Annotated in this window: 14 protein-coding genes and 1 pseudogene; 8 read left to right on the top strand and 7 right to left on the bottom strand. The window is 68.6% G+C overall.

The window, feature by feature from the left end:
• Positions 1 to 20 precede the first annotated feature (20 nt).
• Together AB3X08_RS15880 and AB3X08_RS15875 are read left to right on the top strand one after the other, a co-directional pair.
• A complete protein-coding gene (locus AB3X08_RS15880) occupies positions 21 to 605 on the top strand; it encodes an alpha-ketoglutarate-dependent dioxygenase AlkB (RefSeq protein WP_369933791.1) in 585 nt (194 codons plus the stop codon).
• A gap of 65 nt (positions 606 to 670) precedes the next feature.
• Positions 671 to 1,321: an HD domain-containing protein gene (locus AB3X08_RS15875; protein ID WP_369933790.1), complete on the top strand. Its 651-nt coding sequence runs from the start codon at positions 671 to 673 to the stop codon at positions 1,319 to 1,321.
• A 787-nt stretch (positions 1,322 to 2,108) separates the two neighbouring features.
• Here AB3X08_RS15875 and AB3X08_RS15870 read toward each other — a convergent pair.
• On the bottom strand, positions 2,109 to 2,639 hold the full coding sequence (locus AB3X08_RS15870) for a DUF1993 domain-containing protein (RefSeq protein WP_369933789.1): 531 nt from the start codon (positions 2,637 to 2,639) through the stop codon (positions 2,109 to 2,111).
• A 331-nt stretch (positions 2,640 to 2,970) separates the two neighbouring features.
• On the opposite strand from AB3X08_RS15870, the gene AB3X08_RS15865 reads away from it, so the two are divergent.
• From AB3X08_RS15865 to AB3X08_RS15855, 3 genes are all read left to right on the top strand, one after another.
• Positions 2,971 to 4,680 (top strand): FAD-dependent oxidoreductase, encoded by a 1,710-nt coding sequence (locus tag AB3X08_RS15865; RefSeq protein ID WP_369933788.1) that lies wholly within the window; start codon positions 2,971 to 2,973, stop codon positions 4,678 to 4,680.
• A complete protein-coding gene (locus AB3X08_RS15860) occupies positions 4,677 to 4,982 on the top strand; it encodes a UBP-type zinc finger domain-containing protein (protein WP_184411541.1) in 306 nt (101 codons plus the stop codon). Before AB3X08_RS15865 ends, AB3X08_RS15860 begins: the two co-directional genes overlap by 4 nt.
• A 503-nt stretch (positions 4,983 to 5,485) precedes the next feature.
• Positions 5,486 to 8,002 carry an excinuclease ABC subunit A gene (locus AB3X08_RS15855; RefSeq protein WP_369933787.1) on the top strand — a complete coding sequence of 839 codons (2,517 nt, stop codon included), beginning with the start codon at positions 5,486 to 5,488 and terminating at the stop codon, positions 8,000 to 8,002.
• Positions 8,003 to 8,498: 496 nt separating this feature from the next.
• Here AB3X08_RS15855 and AB3X08_RS15850 read toward each other — a convergent pair whose 3' ends face one another.
• The 5 genes from AB3X08_RS15850 to AB3X08_RS15830 all read right to left on the bottom strand — a co-directional run bounded on the left by AB3X08_RS15850 (position 8,499) and on the right by AB3X08_RS15830 (position 15,250).
• Positions 8,499 to 10,787: a glycoside hydrolase family 3 N-terminal domain-containing protein gene (locus AB3X08_RS15850; RefSeq protein ID WP_369933786.1), complete on the bottom strand. Its 2,289-nt coding sequence runs from the start codon at positions 10,785 to 10,787 to the stop codon at positions 8,499 to 8,501.
• Positions 10,788 to 10,998: 211 nt separating this feature from the next.
• Positions 10,999 to 11,598 carry a hypothetical protein gene (locus AB3X08_RS15845; protein WP_369933785.1) on the bottom strand — a complete coding sequence of 200 codons (600 nt, stop codon included), beginning with the start codon at positions 11,596 to 11,598 and terminating at the stop codon, positions 10,999 to 11,001.
• A 140-nt stretch (positions 11,599 to 11,738) separates the two neighbouring features.
• Positions 11,739 to 12,365 (bottom strand): DUF4291 domain-containing protein, encoded by a 627-nt coding sequence (locus AB3X08_RS15840; RefSeq protein WP_369933784.1) that lies wholly within the window; start codon positions 12,363 to 12,365, stop codon positions 11,739 to 11,741.
• A 230-nt stretch (positions 12,366 to 12,595) separates the two neighbouring features.
• Positions 12,596 to 14,053 carry a hypothetical protein gene (locus tag AB3X08_RS15835; protein WP_369933783.1) on the bottom strand — a complete coding sequence of 486 codons (1,458 nt, stop codon included), beginning with the start codon at positions 14,051 to 14,053 and terminating at the stop codon, positions 12,596 to 12,598.
• A gap of 129 nt (positions 14,054 to 14,182) precedes the next feature.
• A complete protein-coding gene (locus tag AB3X08_RS15830) occupies positions 14,183 to 15,250 on the bottom strand; it encodes an NAD(P)-dependent alcohol dehydrogenase (protein ID WP_369933782.1) in 1,068 nt (355 codons plus the stop codon).
• Positions 15,251 to 15,368: 118 nt separating this feature from the next.
• Between AB3X08_RS15830 and AB3X08_RS15825 the strand changes: the two genes are divergently transcribed.
• The 3 genes and pseudogenes from AB3X08_RS15825 to AB3X08_RS15815 all read left to right on the top strand — a co-directional run.
• Entirely contained in the window at positions 15,369 to 15,968 is a 600-nt protein-coding gene (locus tag AB3X08_RS15825) for a TetR/AcrR family transcriptional regulator (protein ID WP_369933781.1), read from the top strand.
• Between the two features lie 306 nt (positions 15,969 to 16,274).
• Entirely contained in the window at positions 16,275 to 17,720 is a 1,446-nt protein-coding gene (locus AB3X08_RS15820; protein ID WP_369933780.1) for a DUF763 domain-containing protein, read from the top strand.
• Positions 17,721 to 17,885: 165 nt separating this feature from the next.
• Positions 17,886 to 18,380: pseudogene (locus AB3X08_RS15815) on the top strand (DUF6496 domain-containing protein); the annotation flags it as partial.
• Positions 18,381 to 18,626: 246 nt separating this feature from the next.
• Here the strand turns inward: AB3X08_RS15815 and AB3X08_RS15810 are convergent.
• Complete coding sequence (locus tag AB3X08_RS15810; protein ID WP_369933779.1) at positions 18,627 to 18,977, bottom strand: nucleotide pyrophosphohydrolase; 351 nt, start codon at positions 18,975 to 18,977, stop codon at positions 18,627 to 18,629.
• Between the last annotated feature and the right edge of the window lie 4 nt (positions 18,978 to 18,981).

Raw genomic sequence — 18,981 nt, 5'->3', positions numbered from 1 at the left:
CGCGTCCCCATCTTGTGCCCATGGATCTGTTCGCCCACTCCGACGCCGCCCCGCATTGCCTGGTGCCCGATGCCGAGGGCGGTATCCGCTATTGGCCGCAGCTGCTCGATCCGGCGCTGGCGCAGGCGTGGTTCGAGGCGCTGCGCGATGGCGCGCGCTGGCAGAGCCTGCGCCGGCCGATGTACGACCAAGTGGTGGACGTGCCGCGGCTGCTGGCCTCGTACCGGCTGCAGTCGTTGCCCGATGACCTGCCGCTGCGCGAACTGCACGCGGCGGTGCAGGCGCGGGTGCCGGCGCCGTACACCGATGTGGGCCTGAACCTGTACCGCGACGGCCGCGACAGCGTGGCGATGCACAACGACAAGCTGCATACGTTGGTTGCCCCGCATCCGATCGCGCTGGTGTCGCTGGGCGCGCCGCGGCGCATGAACATCCGCGCCAAGGCCGGCGATCGGCGCACCATCGGCGTGGAACTGGCGCCGGGCAGTCTGCTGGCGATGAGCCACGCCTCGCAGCTCACCCACGAGCACGGCATTCCCAAGACCGCCAGGCCGGTGGCGCCGCGGATGAGCGTGGTATTCCGGGTGCGGCCGCCGTCGGGCTGAACCGTTGCTGCCGCGACGGCGCGTGGATTCCGCAATAATGGGGTCTGCTCCGTCAGGAAGACCGCATGACCGCTCTCACCGAACTCTATGCGCGTGCCGTGGACTATGCGCGCATCGCCCACGCCGGCCAGTTCCGCAAGGGCGGCACGGTGCCGTATTTCAGCCATGTGCTGGGGGTCTCGACGCTGGTGCTGGAGGCCGGCGGCAATGAAGACCAGGCGATCGCGGCGTTGCTGCACGACGTGGTCGAGGACTGCGGCGCCGGCCACGAGGCGGTGATCCGTGCGCAGTTCGGCGATGCGGTGGCGGCGATCGTGATGGGCTGCACCGACGCCAGCGCCGAGCGCAAGGCGGCGCACGAAGACGTGCCGGCCCGGCGCCGCCACTGGCGCACCCGCAAGCAGGCGTATCTGGCGCATCTGCGCGAGGCGCCGGATGCGGTGCTGTTGGTGTCGGCCTGCGACAAGCTTTACAACGCGCGCAGCATCGTCGCGGATCTGGAAGATCCGCGGGTGGGCATCGAGGTGTTCGAACGTTTCACTGCCGGCCGCGAGGGGACGTTGTGGTACTACGCCGCGCTGCACGCGGTGTTCGCCGAACGCGGCGTGGCGGTGCTGCGGCCGTTCGCGGCGGCGGTGGCGCGGATGCATGCGTTGGCGGGTGAGGCGTTTGCTGCGGACGATGCGGGTGGGCTTGCGGTGCCTTTGTTGGCGTAGTCGCCTGGGGCGACAGGTGCCGTCTTCGACGCTGACAGGTGCGGATTTGTGAGGTTGGGTCTGCGGGTCGCTTTCGCGCCGGACCCTCACCCCAACCCCTCTCCCAGTGGGAAAAGGTGCCCCGCAGGGGCGGATGAGGGTGCGGGCGCAGCCTCGTGCGTTTGGATCAGCGAGTCGCTTTCGCGCCGTACCCTCACCCCAACCCCTCTCCCGGTGGGAGAGGGGCTACGGCTGTTCCCTTCTCCCAGTGGGAGAAGGTGCCCCGCAGGGGCGGATGAGGGTACGGACGCAGCCTCGTGCACCCGAACTCCGCGAGTCGCTTCGCGCCCGACCCTCACCCCAACCCCTCTCCCGAGGGAGAGGGGCTTAGGCTGTTCCCTTCTCCCATCGGGAGAAGGTGCCCCGCAGGGCGGATGAGGGTGCGGGTGCAGCCTCGTGCGCTCGAACTCCGCGAGTCGCTTCGCGCCGTACCCTCACCCCAACCCCTCTCCCGAGGGGAGAGGGGCTACGGCTGTTCCCTTCTCCCAGTGGGAGACGGTGCCCCGCAGGGCGGATGAGGGTACGGGCGCAGCCTCGTGCGCTCGAACTCCGCGAGTCGCTTCGCGCCCGACCCTCACCCCAACCCCTCTCCCGAGGGGAGAGGGGCTTAGGCTGTTCCCTTTTTCCCGGTGGGAGAAGGTGCCCCGCAGGGGCGGATGAGGGTGCGGGCGCAGCTTCGTGTGTTTTGATCAGCGAGTCGCTTCGCGCCGGCCCTCACCCCAACCCCTCTCCCGAGGGGAGAGGGGCTTTAAGCGTTCTCGGTTTCTGCCGTGTCGAACGACCCCAGGTAGTCGAGCTTGCCCACGGGCACGCCTTGCTGGCGCAGGATCGCGTGCGCGGTGGCGACATGGAAGAAGAAGTTCGGCAGGGCGAAGGTCAGCAGGTAGTCGCTGCCGGTGAAGTCGGCCTTCAATTTGCCGGCGCTCAGCGAGACCGCGCGGTCCTGTGCAGCATCCAGGGCAGAAGCATCCACGCTGTGCAGGAAGCGCTGCGTCGCGGCGATGCGTTCGCGCAGCTGCGCCAGGGTGGTTTCGTCGTCCGCCATCTTCGGCGGCACGATGTCGCTGAGGCGGCCGATGGTGTTCTTCGCGGTATCCGAGGCGCGCTGGATCTGGCCGGCGAAGGCGAACATGTCCGGGGCCAGGCGTGCGTCGACCAGGCTTTGCGGATCCAGGCCCTTGTCCTGCGCATGGCGCTCGGCGAGATCGACATAGCGGTGCAGCACGTCCAGGCCGCGCAGGAACACCGGGACGGTAAGGCGGTACATCGAGACGGACATGAGCGTTCCCTGAGAAAGAAGTGGGACGGGTGGCATCGGCATTGCCAGCAACCACTGGATGGGGTGTTGCCGGTCGAACACAAGAGCGCCGGCACGATGGCTGCGGTGCGTGGTGCGGACCATACCTGCGTGTACGTGGCGGCGATGCAGGGCGGCTTTGCCGCGACGAAGACGGCCGCATTCACTGAGAACGCGAGGCTGCGCCCGTACCCTCACCCCGGCCCCTCTCCTGGTGGGAGAAGGGGAGGGCCCTCCCAGAATGGGTGATTGCCCGCGGCGCGCACGCATCGCATGCTGTGCGGGTTGTCGCCCGTTACCTACAAGGATGCCGATGAGCCTGGCCGATACCCGTCGCCATCAGATGTTTCCGGTGCTCGAGCCGGCGCAGGTGGAGACCGCGCGCCGTTTCGCCAGCGGCGCGCCGCGCACGTTCGCGCCGGGCGAAGAAGTGTTCGCCGTCGGCGACCATCCGGCGCCGGTGTGGCTGGTGCTGAAGGGCACGATCGCGGTGGTGCGCCGCGACGGGCTGGGCCACGAGAAGCCGGTCACCGAGCACGGCGCCGGGCAGTTCAGCGGCGAGGTCAGCCAGTTGGCCGGCCGCGCCTCGCTGGCCGGCGGACGCGCCGGGGCCGAGGGCTGCGTGGCGGTGCCGTTCGATGCGGCGCATCTGCGCTCGCTGATGATCAGTTCGGCGGATGTCGGCGAGATCGTGATGCGCGCGTTGATCCTGCGCCGGGTCGGGCTGATCGAAGGCGACACCGCCGGCTCGGTGCTGATCGGCGAGCCGGGCGAGGCGCGGCTGACGCGCTTGCAGGGCTTCCTGACCCGCAACGGCTATCCCAACACCTTCCTGGATGCGGCCAACGACGACGAGGGCCGCGCGCTGGTCGAGCGTCTGGGCATTCATCACGACGAACTGCCGCTGATGGTCTGCCCCAGCGGCAAGGTGCTGCGCCGCCCCAGCGATGCCGAGGCCGCGCATTGCCTGGGCATGACGCCGGAGCTGGACCCCGACAAGCGCTACGACGTGGCGATCGTCGGCGCCGGCCCGGCCGGCCTGGCGACCGCGGTGTATGCGGCGTCCGAAGGGCTGTCGGTGCTGGTGCTGGATCAGCGCGCGATCGGCGGCCAGGCCGGCGCGTCGGCGCGGATCGAGAACTATCTGGGCTTTCCCACCGGCATCTCCGGGCAGGCGCTGGCCGGGCGCGCGTACAACCAGGCGCTGAAGTTCGGCGCCGAGCTGGCGTTGCCGCTGGAAGTGGCGCAATTGCATTGCGATGCGGCCACCGCCGAGGACTGCAGCGCGGCGCCGCTGCAGCTGCAGATGCGCGATGGCCTGCGCGTGCAGGCGCGCACGGTGGTGATCGCGTCGGGCGCGCGCTATCGGCGTCCGGACATCGCCAACCTGGCCGCGTTCGAGGGCAACGGCGTGTCGTACTGGGCCTCGCCGGTGGAGGCGCGGCTGTGCGAGGGCGAGGAAGTGGCCTTGGTCGGCGGCGGCAATTCCGCGGGGCAGGCGGTGGTGTTCCTGGCGCCGAAGGTGAAGCGGCTGCACCTGATCGTGCGCGGCGCCGGGCTGGAGGCGTCGATGTCGCGCTATCTGATCGAGCGCATCGCCGCGTTGCCGAACGTGGAGCTGCATACCGGCACCGAAGTGGTATCGCTGCAGGGCGACGATGCGCAGCGCCTGGCGAGCGCGGAATTTCGCGATCGTGCCAGTGGGGCGACGCATCGCTGCAACCTGCATCACCTGTTCCTGTTCGTCGGCGCCGATCCCAACAGCGCCTGGGTGGACGGTTGCGTGCAGCTGGACCATGCCGGCTTCGTCGTCACCGGTGCCGAGCCTGCACTTGGGCAGGTGCCGGCGCTGCCGTTGGAGACCGACCGGCCGGGCGTGTTCGCGATCGGCGACGTGCGCGCCGGTTCGGTCAAGCGCGTGGCGGCGGCGGTCGGCGAGGGCGCGGCGGTGGTCGCGCAGATCCATCAGTTCCTGGCGCGGCGCAGTGCCGCGCCGGCCATTGTCGAGAGGGCCAGCCCATGACCGCCAAGTGTTCCCATCTGTCCACCATCGCCGAGGTCACGCCCAGCGCGCGCGGCTGCGAGGAGTGCCTGAAGATCGGCAGCCCCTGGGTGCACTTGCGGCTGTGCCGCAGCTGCGGCCATGTCGGGTGTTGCGACGATTCGCCCAATCGCCATGCCACCAAGCATTTTCACAAGACCGCGCACCCGATCATCGAGGGCTACGACCCGCCGGAAGGCTGGGGCTGGTGCTATGTGGACGAGACCGAAGTGGAGCTGCCGGATCAGACGCCGCAGCTGGGGCCGATTCCGCGTTATGTGTAGCGGCAGGAGCGTGGCTGCTGACCGCGTCGGGGACTGAAGTCCTTCCCACAGCGCATCCAGCCGGCTTGCCGCAATTTTTTCTGTAGAAGGGGCTTCAGCCCCGACCGGGATGTATCGACAATCCAGACTGCCTGTCGCGGCTGAAGCCGCTCCTACAGTGCATCCGGCCGGTTCGTCGCAAGCTCCATGTGGGAGCGACTTCAGTCGCGACGAGCGAAGCGGTGAGGGTGCTGATTGTGGACCGCGTCGGGACTGAAGTCCCTCCCACAGTGCACCTAGCCGGCTTGTCGCAAGTTTTCCTGTAGGAGCGGCTTCAGCCGCGACCAGCGAAGTGGCGGGCCTAATCGCTTCAAAGAGCGGTGGGCCGAAGCGCTCCTGCAAGAGTGCAGGGCCATTGGCAGATGTGCATGGTGGAACGTGACGCCGTACCCATTGCGCCAGCCTACACGGCCACCTCCACCCGACCCGCTAAGCTGGCGCAAGGTCTCGCCAATTTTGCAGCCATGCCCAAGCCGCCCGTTTCTTCCGCCTCCGGTTTCGTCCGCGTCCGCGGCGCCCGCGAACACAATCTCAAGGATGTGGATGTGGCGCTGCCGCGCGATGCGCTGGTGGTGTTCACCGGCGTGTCCGGCTCCGGCAAGTCCTCGTTGGCCTTCGGCACATTGTTTGCCGAGGCGCAGCGGCGCTACCTGGATTCGATCTCGCCCTATGCGCGGCGCCTGATCGATCAGGCCGGCGTGCCGGATGTGGATGCCATCGAAGGCCTGCCGCCTGCCGTGGCGCTGCAGCAGCATCGCGGCGCGCCGAGCACGCGCTCCTCGGTCGGCAGCGTCACCACCATCTCCAATTCGCTGCGCATGCTGTATTCGCGCGCCGGCGACTATCCGCCGGGCCAGGACATCATCTATGCCGACGGCTTCTCGCCGAACACGCCGGCCGGCGCCTGCCCCACCTGCCACGGCCTGGGCCGCATCTACGACGCCACCGAGGCATCGATGGTGCCGGACCGTTCGCTGAGCATCCGCGAGCGCGCAGTGGCCGCGTGGCCGCCGGCCTGGCACGGGCAGAACCTGCGCGACATCCTCACCACGCTCGGCCACGACGTCGATGTGCCGTGGGCGAAGCTGCCGAAGAAGACCCGCGACTGGATCCTGTACACCGACGAGCAGCCGACCGTACCGGTGTATCCCGGCTTCACCCTGGCCGAAACCCAGCGCGCGCTGCGGCGCAAGCAGGAGCCAGCCTACATGGGCACCTTCAGCAGCGCGCGCCGCTACGTGCTGCACACCTTCGCCAGCACGCAGAGCCCGCTGATCAAGAAGCGCGTGTCGCAGTATTTGCTGAGCACGCCATGCCCGACCTGCGACGGCAAGCGCCTGCGGCGCGAGGCGCTGTCGGTGACTTTCGCCGGACTCGACATCGGTGCGCTGTCGCAGCGTCCGCTCACGCAGGTGGCCGAACTGCTGCGCCCGGCTGCGGACGGCCGCATGCGCGATGCCAAGCGTCATCCCGAACAGGCCATCGCCGCGCAGCGCATCGCCCAGGACCTGTTGGCGCGCATCCAGATCCTGCAGGAGCTGGGCCTGGGCTATCTCACCCTGGAACGCAGCACGCCGACGCTGTCGCCGGGCGAACTGCAGCGGCTGCGCCTGGCTACGCAGATCCGCTCGCAGCTGTTCGGTGTGGTCTACGTGATGGACGAGCCGTCCGCCGGCCTGCATCCGGCCGATGCGCAGGCGCTGCTGGCGGCGCTGGATCAGCTCAAGGCGGCGGGCAATTCGTTGTTCGTGGTCGAGCACGAGATCGACGTGATCCGCCACGCCGACTGGATCGTCGATGTCGGTCCCGGCGCGGGCGAGCAGGGCGGGCGGGTGTTGTACAGCGGGCCGCCGGCGGGGCTGGCGCAGGTCGCCGATTCGTCCACGCGCCGTTATCTGTTCGCCGAGCAGGCGCCGATCGCGCACGCACCGCGCGCGCCGAGCGCGTGGCTGCAGCTGCGCGGCATCACCCGCAACAACGTCGCTGCACTGGACGTGGACATCCCGCTGGGCGTGTTCACCACGGTCACCGGCGTGTCCGGCTCCGGCAAGTCGTCGCTGGTCAGCCAGGCATTGGTGGAATTGCTCGGCGCGCATCTTGGTCAGGAGCGCGTCGATCCGGAAGAAGGCGTGGATCCGCTGGAGCGCGGTGCGCAGGTGGCGACCGACGGGCGCATCGCCGATGGCCTGCAGCACGTGCGGCGGCTGGTGCAGGTGGACCAGAAACCGATCGGCCGCACGCCGCGCTCGAACCTGGCCACCTATACCGGGTTGTTCGACCATGTGCGCAAGCGCTTCGCCGCCACGCCCGCGGCGCGCAAGCGCAAGTACGACGCCGGCCGTTTTTCGTTCAACGTCGCCAAGGGCCGCTGCGAAACCTGCGAAGGCGAGGGTGCGGTGTGCGTGGAACTGCTGTTCATGCCCAGCGTATACGCGCCGTGCCCCACCTGCCACGGTGCGCGCTACAACGCCAAGACGCTGGAGATCGAATTGCGCGGACACAACATCGCGCAGGTGTTGCGCATGACCGTGGCGCAGGCGGCGGACTTCTTTGCCGACGATGCGGCGATCGCGCGGCCGCTGCAGGTGTTGGGCGAGGTGGGGCTTGGGTATCTGCGGCTGGGCCAGCCGGCCACCGAGCTGTCCGGCGGCGAGGCGCAGCGCATCAAGCTGGCCACCGAGCTGCAACGCGCGCAGCGCCGGGATACCGTCTACGTGCTCGACGAGCCCACCACCGGCCTGCACCCGGCCGACGTGGACACGCTGCTGCGCCAACTGCACGGACTGGTGGAAGCGGGCAATACGGTGGTGGCGGTCGAGCACGACATGCGCGTGGCCGCGGCCAGCGACTGGATCATCGATATGGGGCCGGGGGCCGGCGATGAAGGCGGCAAGGTGGTCGTTGCCGGCGTGCCGCAGGCGGTAGCGCGGCATGCCGGTAGCCGGACTGCGCCATTTCTGGCCGAGGCGATGCAAGGCTAGCGCGCCTTCTCTGTCATTTGTTGCGGGCGGTGAACCTTGTGGGAGCGACTTCAGTCGCGACGGGCTCTCCCGGTAAGGCCCGTCGCGACTGAAGTCGCTCCCACAGTGGCTGGACAGCAAGCCGACAGCTGCACTGCGCCATTTCCATCGCAGCTGCTGCAGGGTTTGCACCTTGCATCCTGCAGGAGCGGCTTCAGCCGCGACGGTTTGCTGATGGTGCCTGTCGCGGCTGAAGCCGCTCCTACAAAATGATGTGAATGTTGCGGATGGCTCCCGCAGGCGCGTCGCATCGCCTGTGCAATGGCTGCAGAGAAGCACAGTCAACAGTGGTCGGACAGCAAGTCGACAGCTGCGCTGCGCCATTTCCATCGCGGCCGCTGCAGGACTGGCACTTTGCACCTGTAGGAGCGGCTTCAGCCGCGACGGTTTGCTGATGCTGTCTGTCGCGGCTGAAGCCGCTCCTACAGGGTTCGCTGTTGCGAAGCGCTTCCGGTCCTTAGTCCACCAATTCGAAGCTGGCGGACACGCCGGCAGCTTCTGCCGATGGCGCTACCCACACGTCGAACAGTCCCGGCTCCACCGTCGGCTTCAGCGCCTGCCCGACGAACAGCAGGTCCTCGCGGCGCAGCAGGAATTCCACGCCGACGCTGGCGCCGGCGGCCACTGCGACCTTGCGGAAATCCTTCAATTCGCGCACCGGGCGGGTGACGCTGGCGCTGCGGTCGCGGACGTACAGTTGCACCACTTCTTCCGCATCGCGCGCACCGCGGTTATGGATGCGCGCGCTGATCCGCAGCGTGCCGCCGGCGGCGAGCCGCGCATCGCTCAGCGCCAGTTCGCCGTATTCGATGCGGCCATAGGTAAGCCCGTGGCCGAACGGGAACAATGCGGCGTTGGGCACGGTGCGGTAGTGGGTCTTGAACGGCTGCAGTGCATCCGGGCGCGGGTCGGGGCGGCCACTGGGCTTGTGCGCGTAGCTGTACGGCACTTGCCCGGCTGCGTACGGGAAGCTCACCGGCAGCCGCCCGGACGGTCCGTATGTGCCGAACAGGATGTCGGCCAGCGCCGCGCCGGAGGCCGAGCCCAGGAACCAGCTGACCAGGATGGCCGGCGCTTCCAACACCGCGCCGTCCAGCACCAGCGCGCGGCCGTTGCTGAGCACCACCACCACCGGCGTGCCGGTCGCCGCCACCGCGGCCAACAGCGATTGCTGCGCCGGGGGAATGACGATCTCGGTGCGCGACTGCGCTTCGCCGGAATAGCGCAGCGGCTCGCCGATCGCCAGCACCGCCACGTCGGCGCTGGCCGCGGCGGCGACCGCGGCCTGCACGCCGCCGGGCAGGCTGTGTTCGAATGCGCAGCCTTCCACCACCTGCAGCGCGTTGCGGTCGGCCAGTTGCGCGCGCAGCGCGGTGGCCAGATCGTTGCCGCTGTCGTCGCCGCCGAACAGCGTCCACGGTCCGGCGCTGTCCACCCAGTTGGCGGCCATCGGCCCGATCAGCGCGATGCGCTGGCCGCGGCGCTTGAGCGGCAGCAGCTCGCCGTCGTTCTTCAGCAGCACCACCGACTTGCGCGCCGCCTCGCGCGCCAGCGCCAGCGTCTCCGGGCGCCGCTGCCGCGCCTGCGCGCGCTCGGGCACGATGCGCAGGAACGGATCGTCGAACAGGCCGAGTGCGGCCTTGAACGTCAGCACGCGGCGCACCGCGGCATCGAGTTGCGCCATCGTCACTGCGCCATCGGCGACGAGGCCGGGCAGGTGCTGCAGGTACAGGCCGCTCTGCATGCTGATGTCCACGCCGGCCAGGAACGCCAGCCGCGCCGCATCGCGCGCATCGTTGGCGAAGCCGTGCGCGATCAGTTCCTGGTCGCCGGTGTAGTCGGACACCACCAGTCCGCGGTAGTCCCATTCGCCACGCAACACCTCGCTCAATAGCCAGGTGTTGGCGGTGGCCGGAATGCCGGCGATCTCGTTGAACGCGGCCATCGTGGTCACCGCGCCGGCGTCGAACGCGGCCTGGAACGGCGGGAAATACACCTCGCGCAGGGTGCGCTCGGAGATGTCGACGGTGTTGTAGTCCAGCCCGGCCTCGGCCGCGCCGTAGGCGGCGAAATGCTTGGGGCAGGCGGCCAGCGCGTCGGCGTGGCCGAGGCCCTCGCCTTGGAAGCCGCGCACCCGCGCCTGCGCGAAGCGGCGGCCGAGCAGCACGTCTTCGCCGCTGCCTTCCACGCCGCGGCCCCAGCGTGCGTCGCGGGCGATGTCGACCATCGGCGCGAAGGTCCAGTCGATGCCGACCGCGCTGGCTTCCAGCGCCGCCGCGCGTGCGGTGCGCTGCGCCAGTTCCGGCTCGAAGCTGGCGGCCTCGGCCAGCGGTACCGGGAACACGGTGGTGAAGCCGTGGATCACATCGGCGGCGAACAGCAGCGGGATCTGCAGCCGGCTCTGCAGCGCGGCCTGCTGCAGCTGCTGGTGCCAGCGCACGTTGGAGCCGTTGAAGATGCCGGTCAGGCGTCCGGCGCGCGCCGCGGCCAGCTGGCCTTCGGCAGTAGGCCGCACGTTGACCGGGTTGGCCGCGGCGGCGGCATCGGTCTGCTGCGCCGAGCCGGACAGGGTCAGCTGCCCGGCCTTTTCTTCCACGGTCATGCGCGCGATCAGCGCATCGATGAAGGCCGGGGTCTTCGCCGGCGCCGCGCCGTGCTGCAAGGCGAAGCCCATCGGCATCTGCGACAACAGCGCGAACGAACCGGCGCCGAGCAATAGCCCGCGCCGCGTGGTGCGACATGTCATGCGTGAGTCCCCCATCGGCCCAGGCGCAACGCTAACGGATCGACCAGGAAAAGCTGTGATGCAGTGCACGATGTGCAGCGGCATCCGCCGGCCCTCTAGTTGCTGCGCGATTGGCTCGTCAGCGCCGGGACGACCTGTGGCTCGCTGCACCAGGACGCGCTGCCGTGGCCGCCATTTGCGCTGGGCGCGCGGCAGTCGGCGTCGGGCAAGCTCAGACTTGGTACCACTCCAACGCATCAAGAAATTGCGAGGCCTGCGCCGCGCTGCCCAGATACGACGCCAGCGCCGCGGCGACCGCCGCTCGCGCCGCCGGCAGCAATTCGTCGGTGTCGTCGAATGCGGCGTCGCCCAGTTCCGCCATGACGTTGGCGATGGTCGCCAGGCCACCGAATGCACTCTCCAGGCTGGCGGCCAGTGGCCTCGGTTCCCACGTGCCGGCACCGTGAAACGCGAACAAGACCTCGCCGCTGGCGACGTCGAGAATGACAGGATCCGCGCCCTGGTCCGCAACCACCAGCCACTGCTCGCTCCAGTCCGCAAGGCGTTCGCCGCTGATGGCGTTCCACCGGTATCCGGCTTGCCGCTGCCACAGCTTGTGCAGCGGCGGAATGTCGACCGGGTTGCCGCCGATGTCGAGCGACACGCCGGTCGGGCCCACTTGCGCGTGGCGGGTCTCGCCCCACGGCCCTACCTGTGCATAGAAATCGGCGAGCCCCACCGGCAGCGGCATCGGTCCCTGCCAGTCGGATGCCGGTTGCGGGCGCAGTTCGCCCCAGGGGGAGAGCAGGTGGCGAAGTGCAGCGTAGGACATCGGATTCTGCGGCGGTCGGGATGGCCGACAGTATGCCCGCGCACCGGGTGCCAGGCGCGGCCCGTGCTCGTGCATCGCCGTAGTGCCGCGCCTGCATGTCTCCGCGCAGCACGGTGTACGTTGCCGCTATCGGCGGTGCCTCAGAGGTCGAGGCCGATGGCGCGCGCGGCGCTCGCCTCGGGCAGGTAGACCTGTTCGTGCGGCATGCACAGCGCCGCCTCGCCGTGGCGCAAATTGGCGGCCTGTGCGTGCACGAAGTCGGTGATGTCGGTGATGGCCATGGCCTGCTGCGCGCCGTAGCGGCCCAGCGCCTCGCCGCGCAGGCCCAATTGCAACGCGCGGCGTTCCAGGGCGGTGCCGTCGGGCGCATGATCGGGATCCCATTGCAGGCGCACGTCGGAATGGCGTATCGCGGCCTGCCACTCGGCGTGGCTGGAAAAGCGCGACGGGTCGAATGTCGAAGGAACCGCGGCACGCAACAACGCGTCGAAGAACGCACGCGGCAGCCGCACCGCCAGGATCCGTTCCTGTCCTTCCTTTTGCGCCCAGCCCGAGCGGTACATCATCCACAGGAAATTCGGCTTGATCCAGCTCATCCGCTCGTAGCTGAATTCCCCGCCGAAGCGCTGCTGCGCAACCGCGAACTGCGCGATCGATGGGCGGTAGGCCTGGTAGACGACGATCGACTCGGCATCGAAATGCGCCAGGATGTGGCGGCCCTGCCGCGGCCAGGTGGCTTGCAATGCCAGGTAGGGTGTTTGTTCCATCACGGCGCAAGTGTACGCAGATGCGCTGTCGGCGGCGATTGCACTGGTCGCGGTCGCGCGAATTCGCGCCGCGTTCGCGTGCCGCCGCGCAGTGGCTCACGGGGCGGCCGGGCATGGTGGCGCGCGCTACGACGGCTGTTTGCGGCGACGCGCTTGTCGCGCGCAAACCGACGCTCTTCGCGGCGATGGCGCTGCGCCAGCGCGACCGGTGCCTGGCCGACGCCGCGCCATCAACTCGAGTTCAGTGCGAACTCGATCTGGCTCCAGCGAATTCCTGTGTCATCGCTGCGCCGCTGCTTCAAGGCCCGATGGATTTCATTTCGCAAGCCATCGCCCAGTGGCGTAAATCGCCTCGTCTCGTCGCGGACCCATCGATTCAGCTCCAGCGCCAGGGCGTCGGCCGTTGCCTCGTCGGCCTGGTAATGCCATAGCAGCAACAGCGCCAGCGCGTTCCATTTGTCCAGCTTGAGCGTCGCGCGTATCAGCGTATGTTTGATCGGGGAGGCGGTGACCTGCGAATAGGCGTTGTGCAGCATTTCCCTGTTTAAACCGACGTCGCGTTGGGCAATGGCCACGGCTTGTCGGACGACCTTGGGCGAACTGTCCATCAATGCCGAACTGACCAGCGACCGCAGATCCTCGGGCTTGGCCCTGGCCAAACCGTTGAGCGCCGATATCCGCAGCACAGCCCTGCGTGCCTGCATCCAGCTCCGCAGTCGATTTGCGTCCTCTGCCGTCGCCAGGTCGGCGAGCGCAATCACTGCGACCTCGGCGTTGAACGGCTGTTGGCTGTCGATCGCCATACGGTAGCGAAGAAGCGGCGCTTCGCCATAGCGTGTCCTGGAGAGATGGATCGCGGCGTTGCGAAGCGAATGCGTTGCCGAGAATAGCGCCGCTTCTACCGCGGCATGGGCATCTGCGGCGTCATGTTCGACATGCAGCCGTAGCGCCTGGGCGCGGATGGACGCAAGCGGATGCTGCGATGCGCGCTTGATGGCGGCCAGCACCTTGTCGGCGGATGGCAAATGAGCCGCCATGGACAGACCCCATGCGGCGACCGACGGTGCCAGGTCGCCTACGGCTTGCAAGCTGGCCGCTTCGGTCGTGGCAGGTACCATGCCAACGAGCAACTGGTAGGCAAACAAGCGTGCGCGTGGACTGCCGCTAACGGTAGCCGTCCAGCAGTGATCCACGTTGGATGGCCGCTGCATGAGCGGGACGATCAGCGTGTTCCATGCTTGTTCGGAAAAGCGTTCGCGTTCGCGCAGAACCAACAACAGATCGATGAAATCGAACAGGCTTGCGCTGTTTTCCGCGATGAGGGATCGCAGTAGCGCGATGGCCTGGGCCTGGACCTGCGGAACCCAGTCGTCGCAACGCAGCAGTGCCGCTGCGACTGCCAGGCGGCCAGGCCTGGCCCCGAACTCGCGCAACGCCTGTTCGCGGCGGAATCCATTGCGGTCGCACGCCGCCATGAACAAGGCCGTGTCGCTTGCGGCCGAGATGCTATCGGGCTCGCCGTTATGAGCGTCGTGCCACCAGCAATGACGCAACTGTTGATCCAGGACGGGGAAATATCCGCTTGCCAATCCAGACAGGGCTTTTATGCAGGCGTCTTCCGTGATTGCGCGGTTGAGCGTCCTCGAAAGCGCCAGGCATAGCGTGTAGCGGGAATAGCGGTGCGTCATTGTGGTCGCGGGTCATTGCGCGCTTTGCCTGGTCGCGGCCAGCTTAACGTCTGCAGCGATGCAGGGGCCAATGGAACGCATCTCGGGAGGGAATAGCCATTGGAGCGCGCCGGATTTTCCGAACCCCGGCTACAGCGCCGAGCGCGCCATGTCGATCACGAAGCGGTAGTGCACGTCGCCTTTCTGCAGCCGCGCGAAGGCCTGGTTGATCTGCTCCATTGCGATCACCTCCACGTCGGCGACGATGCCATGCTGCTGGCAGAACGCCAGCATCGCGTGGGTGTCGGCGGTGCCGCCGGCGCCGGAACTGGCGATGCGGCGCCGGCCCATCGCCAGCAGCACCGGGGTGAAGTCCAGCGTGTCCGGCAGGCCCAGCGAGCACAGCGTGCCGTCGAGTTTGAGCGCCTGCAGCATCGGGTCCAGCGGGTAGGTCGAGGACACCGTGTCGAGAATGAAGTCGAAGCGGTATGCCTGCGCCCGCATCTGCTCGGCATCGGTGGACAGCACCACCTCGTGCGCGCCCAGGCGCTGCGCCTCGGCGGCCTTCTTCGGCGAGGTGGTGAAGGCCACCACGTGCGCACCGAGCGCGCGGGCGAACTTCACCGCCAGGTGGCCCAGGCCGCCGATGCCGACGATGCCCACTGTCGTGCCCGGGCCGACCTTCCAATGCCGCAGCGGCGAGTAGGTGGTGACACCGGCGCACAGCAGCGGCGCCGCCGCGGCCGGGTCCAGGCCGTCGGGCAGCGGATAGACGAAGTGCGCGTCGGCCACGTAGTACTCGGCATAGCCGCCGCGGGTGCGGCTGCCGTCGACGCGGTCGATGCCATCGAACGTGGTGGTCGGAAATTCGCGGCAGTACACCTCCATCTGCGCGCGGCACGGCTCGCACACGCGGCAGGAATCGACGATGGTGCCGATCATCACCCGCTGGCCGATCGCGAACCCGGACACCGCCGCGCCCACTTCCACCACTTCGCCGACGATTTCGTGGCCAGGCACCAGCGGAAAGTCGTTGCCCCAGTGGTTCACCGAGTGGATGTCGGAGTGGCAGACGCCGGCGTACAGCACCTTCACCGCCACGTCGCCTTCGCGCACGGCGCGGCGCTCGAACTGCCACGGCACCATCGCGCCGCCTTTTTCCAGGGCCGCGTAGGCGCGGGTCGGGCGGGGCTGGGCCGGCGGGGCGATGGCGTTCATGGAGGCTCCGTTGCTTTACAATTTGGTTGGAAATGTAATGTCGACAACTTTACAAATTATGTCAAGTGTAAAATCAGCAGGGCCCGTGGCAGTTTCGTCGAGCAAGGAGACGCGCATCATGGATGCCGCGTTCCAGCTGTTCCTGCGACACGGTTACCGCAAGGTCGGCATCGGCGACATCGCCGCGGCGGCGCAGATGTCGCGTCCGTCGCTGTACGCGTCGTTTCCGAACAAGGAGGCGATCTTTGCGGCGATGGTGCTGCGCCAGCGCGACCGGTGTCTGGCCGAATCCGGTGCGCGGCTGCGTCCGGGGCAGGACCTGGCGACGCGGCTGGGGCACCTGTTCGACATCTGGGTGCTGGAGCCGACGGCGTCGGTGATCGGGTCGGAGAACGGCATCGAGTTGCTGGCCCGCTGCGGCGAATGGGCGCCGCAGGCGCTGGCCGAGGTGTATGCGCAGTTGGAGGCGCAGCTGCGGGCGACCTTGCAGCCGGAAGTGCAGGCGCAGGCGCCGATGTCGGCGGCGGACCTGGCCTACATCCTGCGCCTGGCCACCACCAGCCTGAAGGCCTCGGCCGACAACGAGGCCGACCTGCGGCGCCTGATCGGCGGGCTGATCGCGATGACGTTGGCGACGGTGCGTGCAGGTGAGGAGGCGGGTAAGCCGGTGGTTGCGACGGTGTCAGCGGCGGCGAAGCGGAAGCGTGGCAGCGGCTGAGTCGGTGCGCGTTGGATCGTCGCGATCTGCGCTGTGGATTTGTCTTCAGGCGAGGGCGTCGGCGCCGACTCCGTTCGACGCCGTGACGTGCGCTGCTTCGTTGGTCGCGGCTGAAGCCGCTCCTGCAGGGGAGCGCGCGGTGGGCTGGCGGGATGCGAGGTGGCGGGGCTTTCAGCCCCGACTGCAGGATGGTGGAGATCGCGTCGCTGCTTCGCTGAATCGCTCAGCCCCGGTGCGGTCGCCGGATCGCGCGATGCGACGCGGGCTGGCTACGCTGGCGGTCCGTTTTTCTCCGGAGTTCCACGCATGAGCCGACGTTCCGGCAGCGCCGATCTGCCCCTGCACGGCGGCCGCGTGCCGCACTGGCTGGGCGAGCGCATGACCCGGCTCGGCGCGGTGATGTGCCAGGCCATCGTGCACAGCTATGGCCGCGACGAATTGCTGCGGCGCCTGGCGCATCCGTTCTGGTTCCAGTCGCTGGGCGCGGTGATGGGCATGGACTGGCATTCCTCGGGCATCACCACCAGCGTGCTGGGCGCGCTGAAGCGCGGGCTGACGCCGCTGTCCGCCGAATTGGGCATCCATGTCTGCGGCGGGCGCGGGCGGTATTCGCGCGCCACGCCCGACGAATTGTGCGCGGTGGGCGAGCGCACCGGGCTGGACGGTGCGGGCCTTGCGCGCGCCAGCCGGCTGGTGGCGAAGGTTGACAGTGCCGCGGTGCAGGACGGGTTCGATCTGTATCTGCACGGCTTCATCGTCAGCGACGACGGGCAGTGGGTGGTGGTGCAGCAGGGCATGAACGGAGCCAGCAAGCAGGCACGGCGCTATCACTGGCTGTCCGAAGGGTTGAGCAGCTTCGTCGATGCACCGCACGCGGCGATCGACGGGCCGGGGCAGGGCCGCATCGTCAATCTCGCCGACCATCGCGCCGCCGCCTCGCGGACGGCGCAGGTGGAATTGCTGCAGGCGCTGGGGCCGGATCGGATCGCGCAGGAATACGGCGCGTTGCAAGCGTCCTTGGCGAACGCGCCGGCGTCCGCACCGCGCCTCGACGCCGGCGCAACGACGGCGCACGGCGCGTCGGCTGCCGGGCATGCGGCGCGTGACGCGCGCAATCGGGCAGCCGATGCGCTGTTCGCGCCGAGTGGCGATCTGTTCGCTGCCATGCCCGAGGCGATGCCGGTGCGCATGCCGGCCGATCTCCCGCACCTGTCGCTGCCCGACCACCACGACGTACGCAGCAGCGACATCGTGACCCGGCGCCTGCACGGCAACCTGGCCGCGGCGGCCGAATGCGGGCCGCAGGATTTCACCGAACTGCTGCAGGTGCCGGGCGTCGGCGCGCGCACCGTGCGCGCCCTGGCGTTGGTGGCCGAGGTGCTGCACGGCGCGCCGTGCCGGTTCACCGATCCGGCACGATTCTCGATGGCGCATGGCGGCAAGGATGGGCATCCATTCCCGGTACCGACGCGCGTCTACGACCACACCATCGGTGTGCTCAAGACCGCCGTGACGCAGGCCAAGCTGGGCCGCGAGGAAAAGCTGGAGGCGATCCGTCGGTTGGATGCGCAAGCGCGCCTGCTCGAGCCGCACGCGCGCGGGCCATCGGTGGAGGCGCTGATCGCCGAGGAGCGTCGTGCGTCGCATCGCTACGGCGGGCGCAGCGTGTTCGGCTGGGAGCCGGCGCCAGCGCCAGCGGACGCGGCGAGCGCCGCCGACGACGCGCCACCCCGACGCGTGCGTCGCCAATAGGTCGCTGCACGAGCGGGGTGCGCGCGGCGGTGGCGGCGCAACGAACTCCAATCATCGCGCGCGCAGCGCACACACATCGGCTTCGCACGGCTTATGCCGGTTCTTTACTTTGGGCTTGCTACACCTGCGGCGATGGCCAGTTCCGGCCAGTTGCAGGAGAACGACATGCCGACGCAATCCACCACCGCCCGCGCCAAGCGCGCCAAGCGCGAAGGCAAGGCCGGCAGTACCCAGGCCGGCGAATTCGTCCGCGAGGAGATCGACCGGGTGCGCGAGGGCAAGACCGAGGTGAAATCGACCAAGCAGGCGATCGCCATCGGCCTGTCGAAGGCGCGCCGCGCCGGGGTCAAGACCGGTGCGTCCAAGACCGCCTCCAAGTCCACCAAGAAGAAGGTCGCGCAGGAAGAAGCAAAGGGCGGCAAGGCCGGCTCGCCGTCGCCGACCCGTTCGCGCGGCGCCAAGAAGGCGTTGAAGACCGCCAGCAAAGGCAAGACCGCCAAGCAGACGGTGGGCAAGAAGGCCTTGTCCACGCAGACCAAGAAGGCGGCCAAAAAGCGCACCGCCAGCAGCCGTTCGGCGGCGGCGAAGAAGGCCGCACAGACCAAGGGCGCCAGCGTGCGCAAGAGCGCGGCGAAGAAGGCGGCGCGGACGCGGGCGAAGACGACCGGGTCCGGTACCTCGGCTGCGAAAAAGAGTACGGCGAAAAAGACGACCGCCAGGAAGACGGCTGCGAAGAAGAGTGCGCCGCGCAAGCGTGCCGCGAAGAAGGCCGCTGCGCGATAGGGCGCAAGCGCCTTGCGGAAACTTGTTCAATCCTTTGGAGGAGCGGCTTCAGCCGCGACAGAAACTACGGATAGAACCTGTCGCGGCTGAAGCCGCTCCTACAGGGGCGGGTGTTGGCTACCGCTACAGTTCGGTGTATTTGGTGATGCGGCCCTTGGCGCGGTCCACCGGGTACTTGGCGGCATTGACCTGCATCTTCTGCCGCGCGGCCTCGATCGGGTCGATGCCCAGCTTGTCGCACAGCTGCAGCAGGTACAGCAGCACGTCGGCGACTTCGCTGCCGACCTGTGCCTTCTTGTCGTCCGACAAGTGTCGGCTCTGCTCGTCGGTGAGCCATTGGAAATGCTCGAGCAGTTCCGACGCCTCGACCGACAGCGCCGCGGCCAGGTTGCGCGGGGTGTGGAACTGGCCCCAATCGCGTGCGTCGGCGAACGCGCGCTGGGCGGCTTGCAGGTCGTGGAGGCTGTCGGGCATGGGC

It is taken from the genome of Xanthomonas sp. DAR 34887 (genome assembly GCF_041245805.1).
Taxonomy (GTDB): domain Bacteria; phylum Pseudomonadota; class Gammaproteobacteria; order Xanthomonadales; family Xanthomonadaceae; genus Xanthomonas_A; species Xanthomonas_A tesorieronis.
This window is presented reverse-complemented; position numbering and strand designations above follow the sequence as displayed.

What these genes read in the sequence shown, in the direction of transcription:
- AB3X08_RS15840 (WP_369933784.1), bottom strand. Translation starts at nt 12,365, where the DNA reads ATGGAACAAACACCCTACCTGGCATTGCAAGCCACCTGGCCGCGGCAG.
- AB3X08_RS15825 (WP_369933781.1), top strand. Translation starts at nt 15,369, where the DNA reads ATGGATGCCGCGTTCCAGCTGTTCCTGCGACACGGTTACCGCAAGGTC.
- AB3X08_RS15860 (WP_184411541.1), top strand. Translation starts at nt 4,677, where the DNA reads ATGACCGCCAAGTGTTCCCATCTGTCCACCATCGCCGAGGTCACGCCC.
- AB3X08_RS15875 (WP_369933790.1), top strand. Translation starts at nt 671, where the DNA reads ATGACCGCTCTCACCGAACTCTATGCGCGTGCCGTGGACTATGCGCGC.
- AB3X08_RS15880 (WP_369933791.1), top strand. Translation starts at nt 21, where the DNA reads ATGGATCTGTTCGCCCACTCCGACGCCGCCCCGCATTGCCTGGTGCCC.
- AB3X08_RS15820 (WP_369933780.1), top strand. Translation starts at nt 16,275, where the DNA reads ATGAGCCGACGTTCCGGCAGCGCCGATCTGCCCCTGCACGGCGGCCGC.
- AB3X08_RS15835 (WP_369933783.1), bottom strand. Translation starts at nt 14,053, where the DNA reads ATGACGCACCGCTATTCCCGCTACACGCTATGCCTGGCGCTTTCGAGG.
- AB3X08_RS15870 (WP_369933789.1), bottom strand. Translation starts at nt 2,639, where the DNA reads ATGTCCGTCTCGATGTACCGCCTTACCGTCCCGGTGTTCCTGCGCGGC.
- AB3X08_RS15810 (WP_369933779.1), bottom strand. Translation starts at nt 18,977, where the DNA reads ATGCCCGACAGCCTCCACGACCTGCAAGCCGCCCAGCGCGCGTTCGCC.
- AB3X08_RS15830 (WP_369933782.1), bottom strand. Translation starts at nt 15,250, where the DNA reads ATGAACGCCATCGCCCCGCCGGCCCAGCCCCGCCCGACCCGCGCCTAC.
- AB3X08_RS15850 (WP_369933786.1), bottom strand. Translation starts at nt 10,787, where the DNA reads ATGACATGTCGCACCACGCGGCGCGGGCTATTGCTCGGCGCCGGTTCG.
- AB3X08_RS15845 (WP_369933785.1), bottom strand. Translation starts at nt 11,598, where the DNA reads ATGTCCTACGCTGCACTTCGCCACCTGCTCTCCCCCTGGGGCGAACTG.
- AB3X08_RS15865 (WP_369933788.1), top strand. Translation starts at nt 2,971, where the DNA reads ATGAGCCTGGCCGATACCCGTCGCCATCAGATGTTTCCGGTGCTCGAG.
- AB3X08_RS15855 (WP_369933787.1), top strand. Translation starts at nt 5,486, where the DNA reads ATGCCCAAGCCGCCCGTTTCTTCCGCCTCCGGTTTCGTCCGCGTCCGC.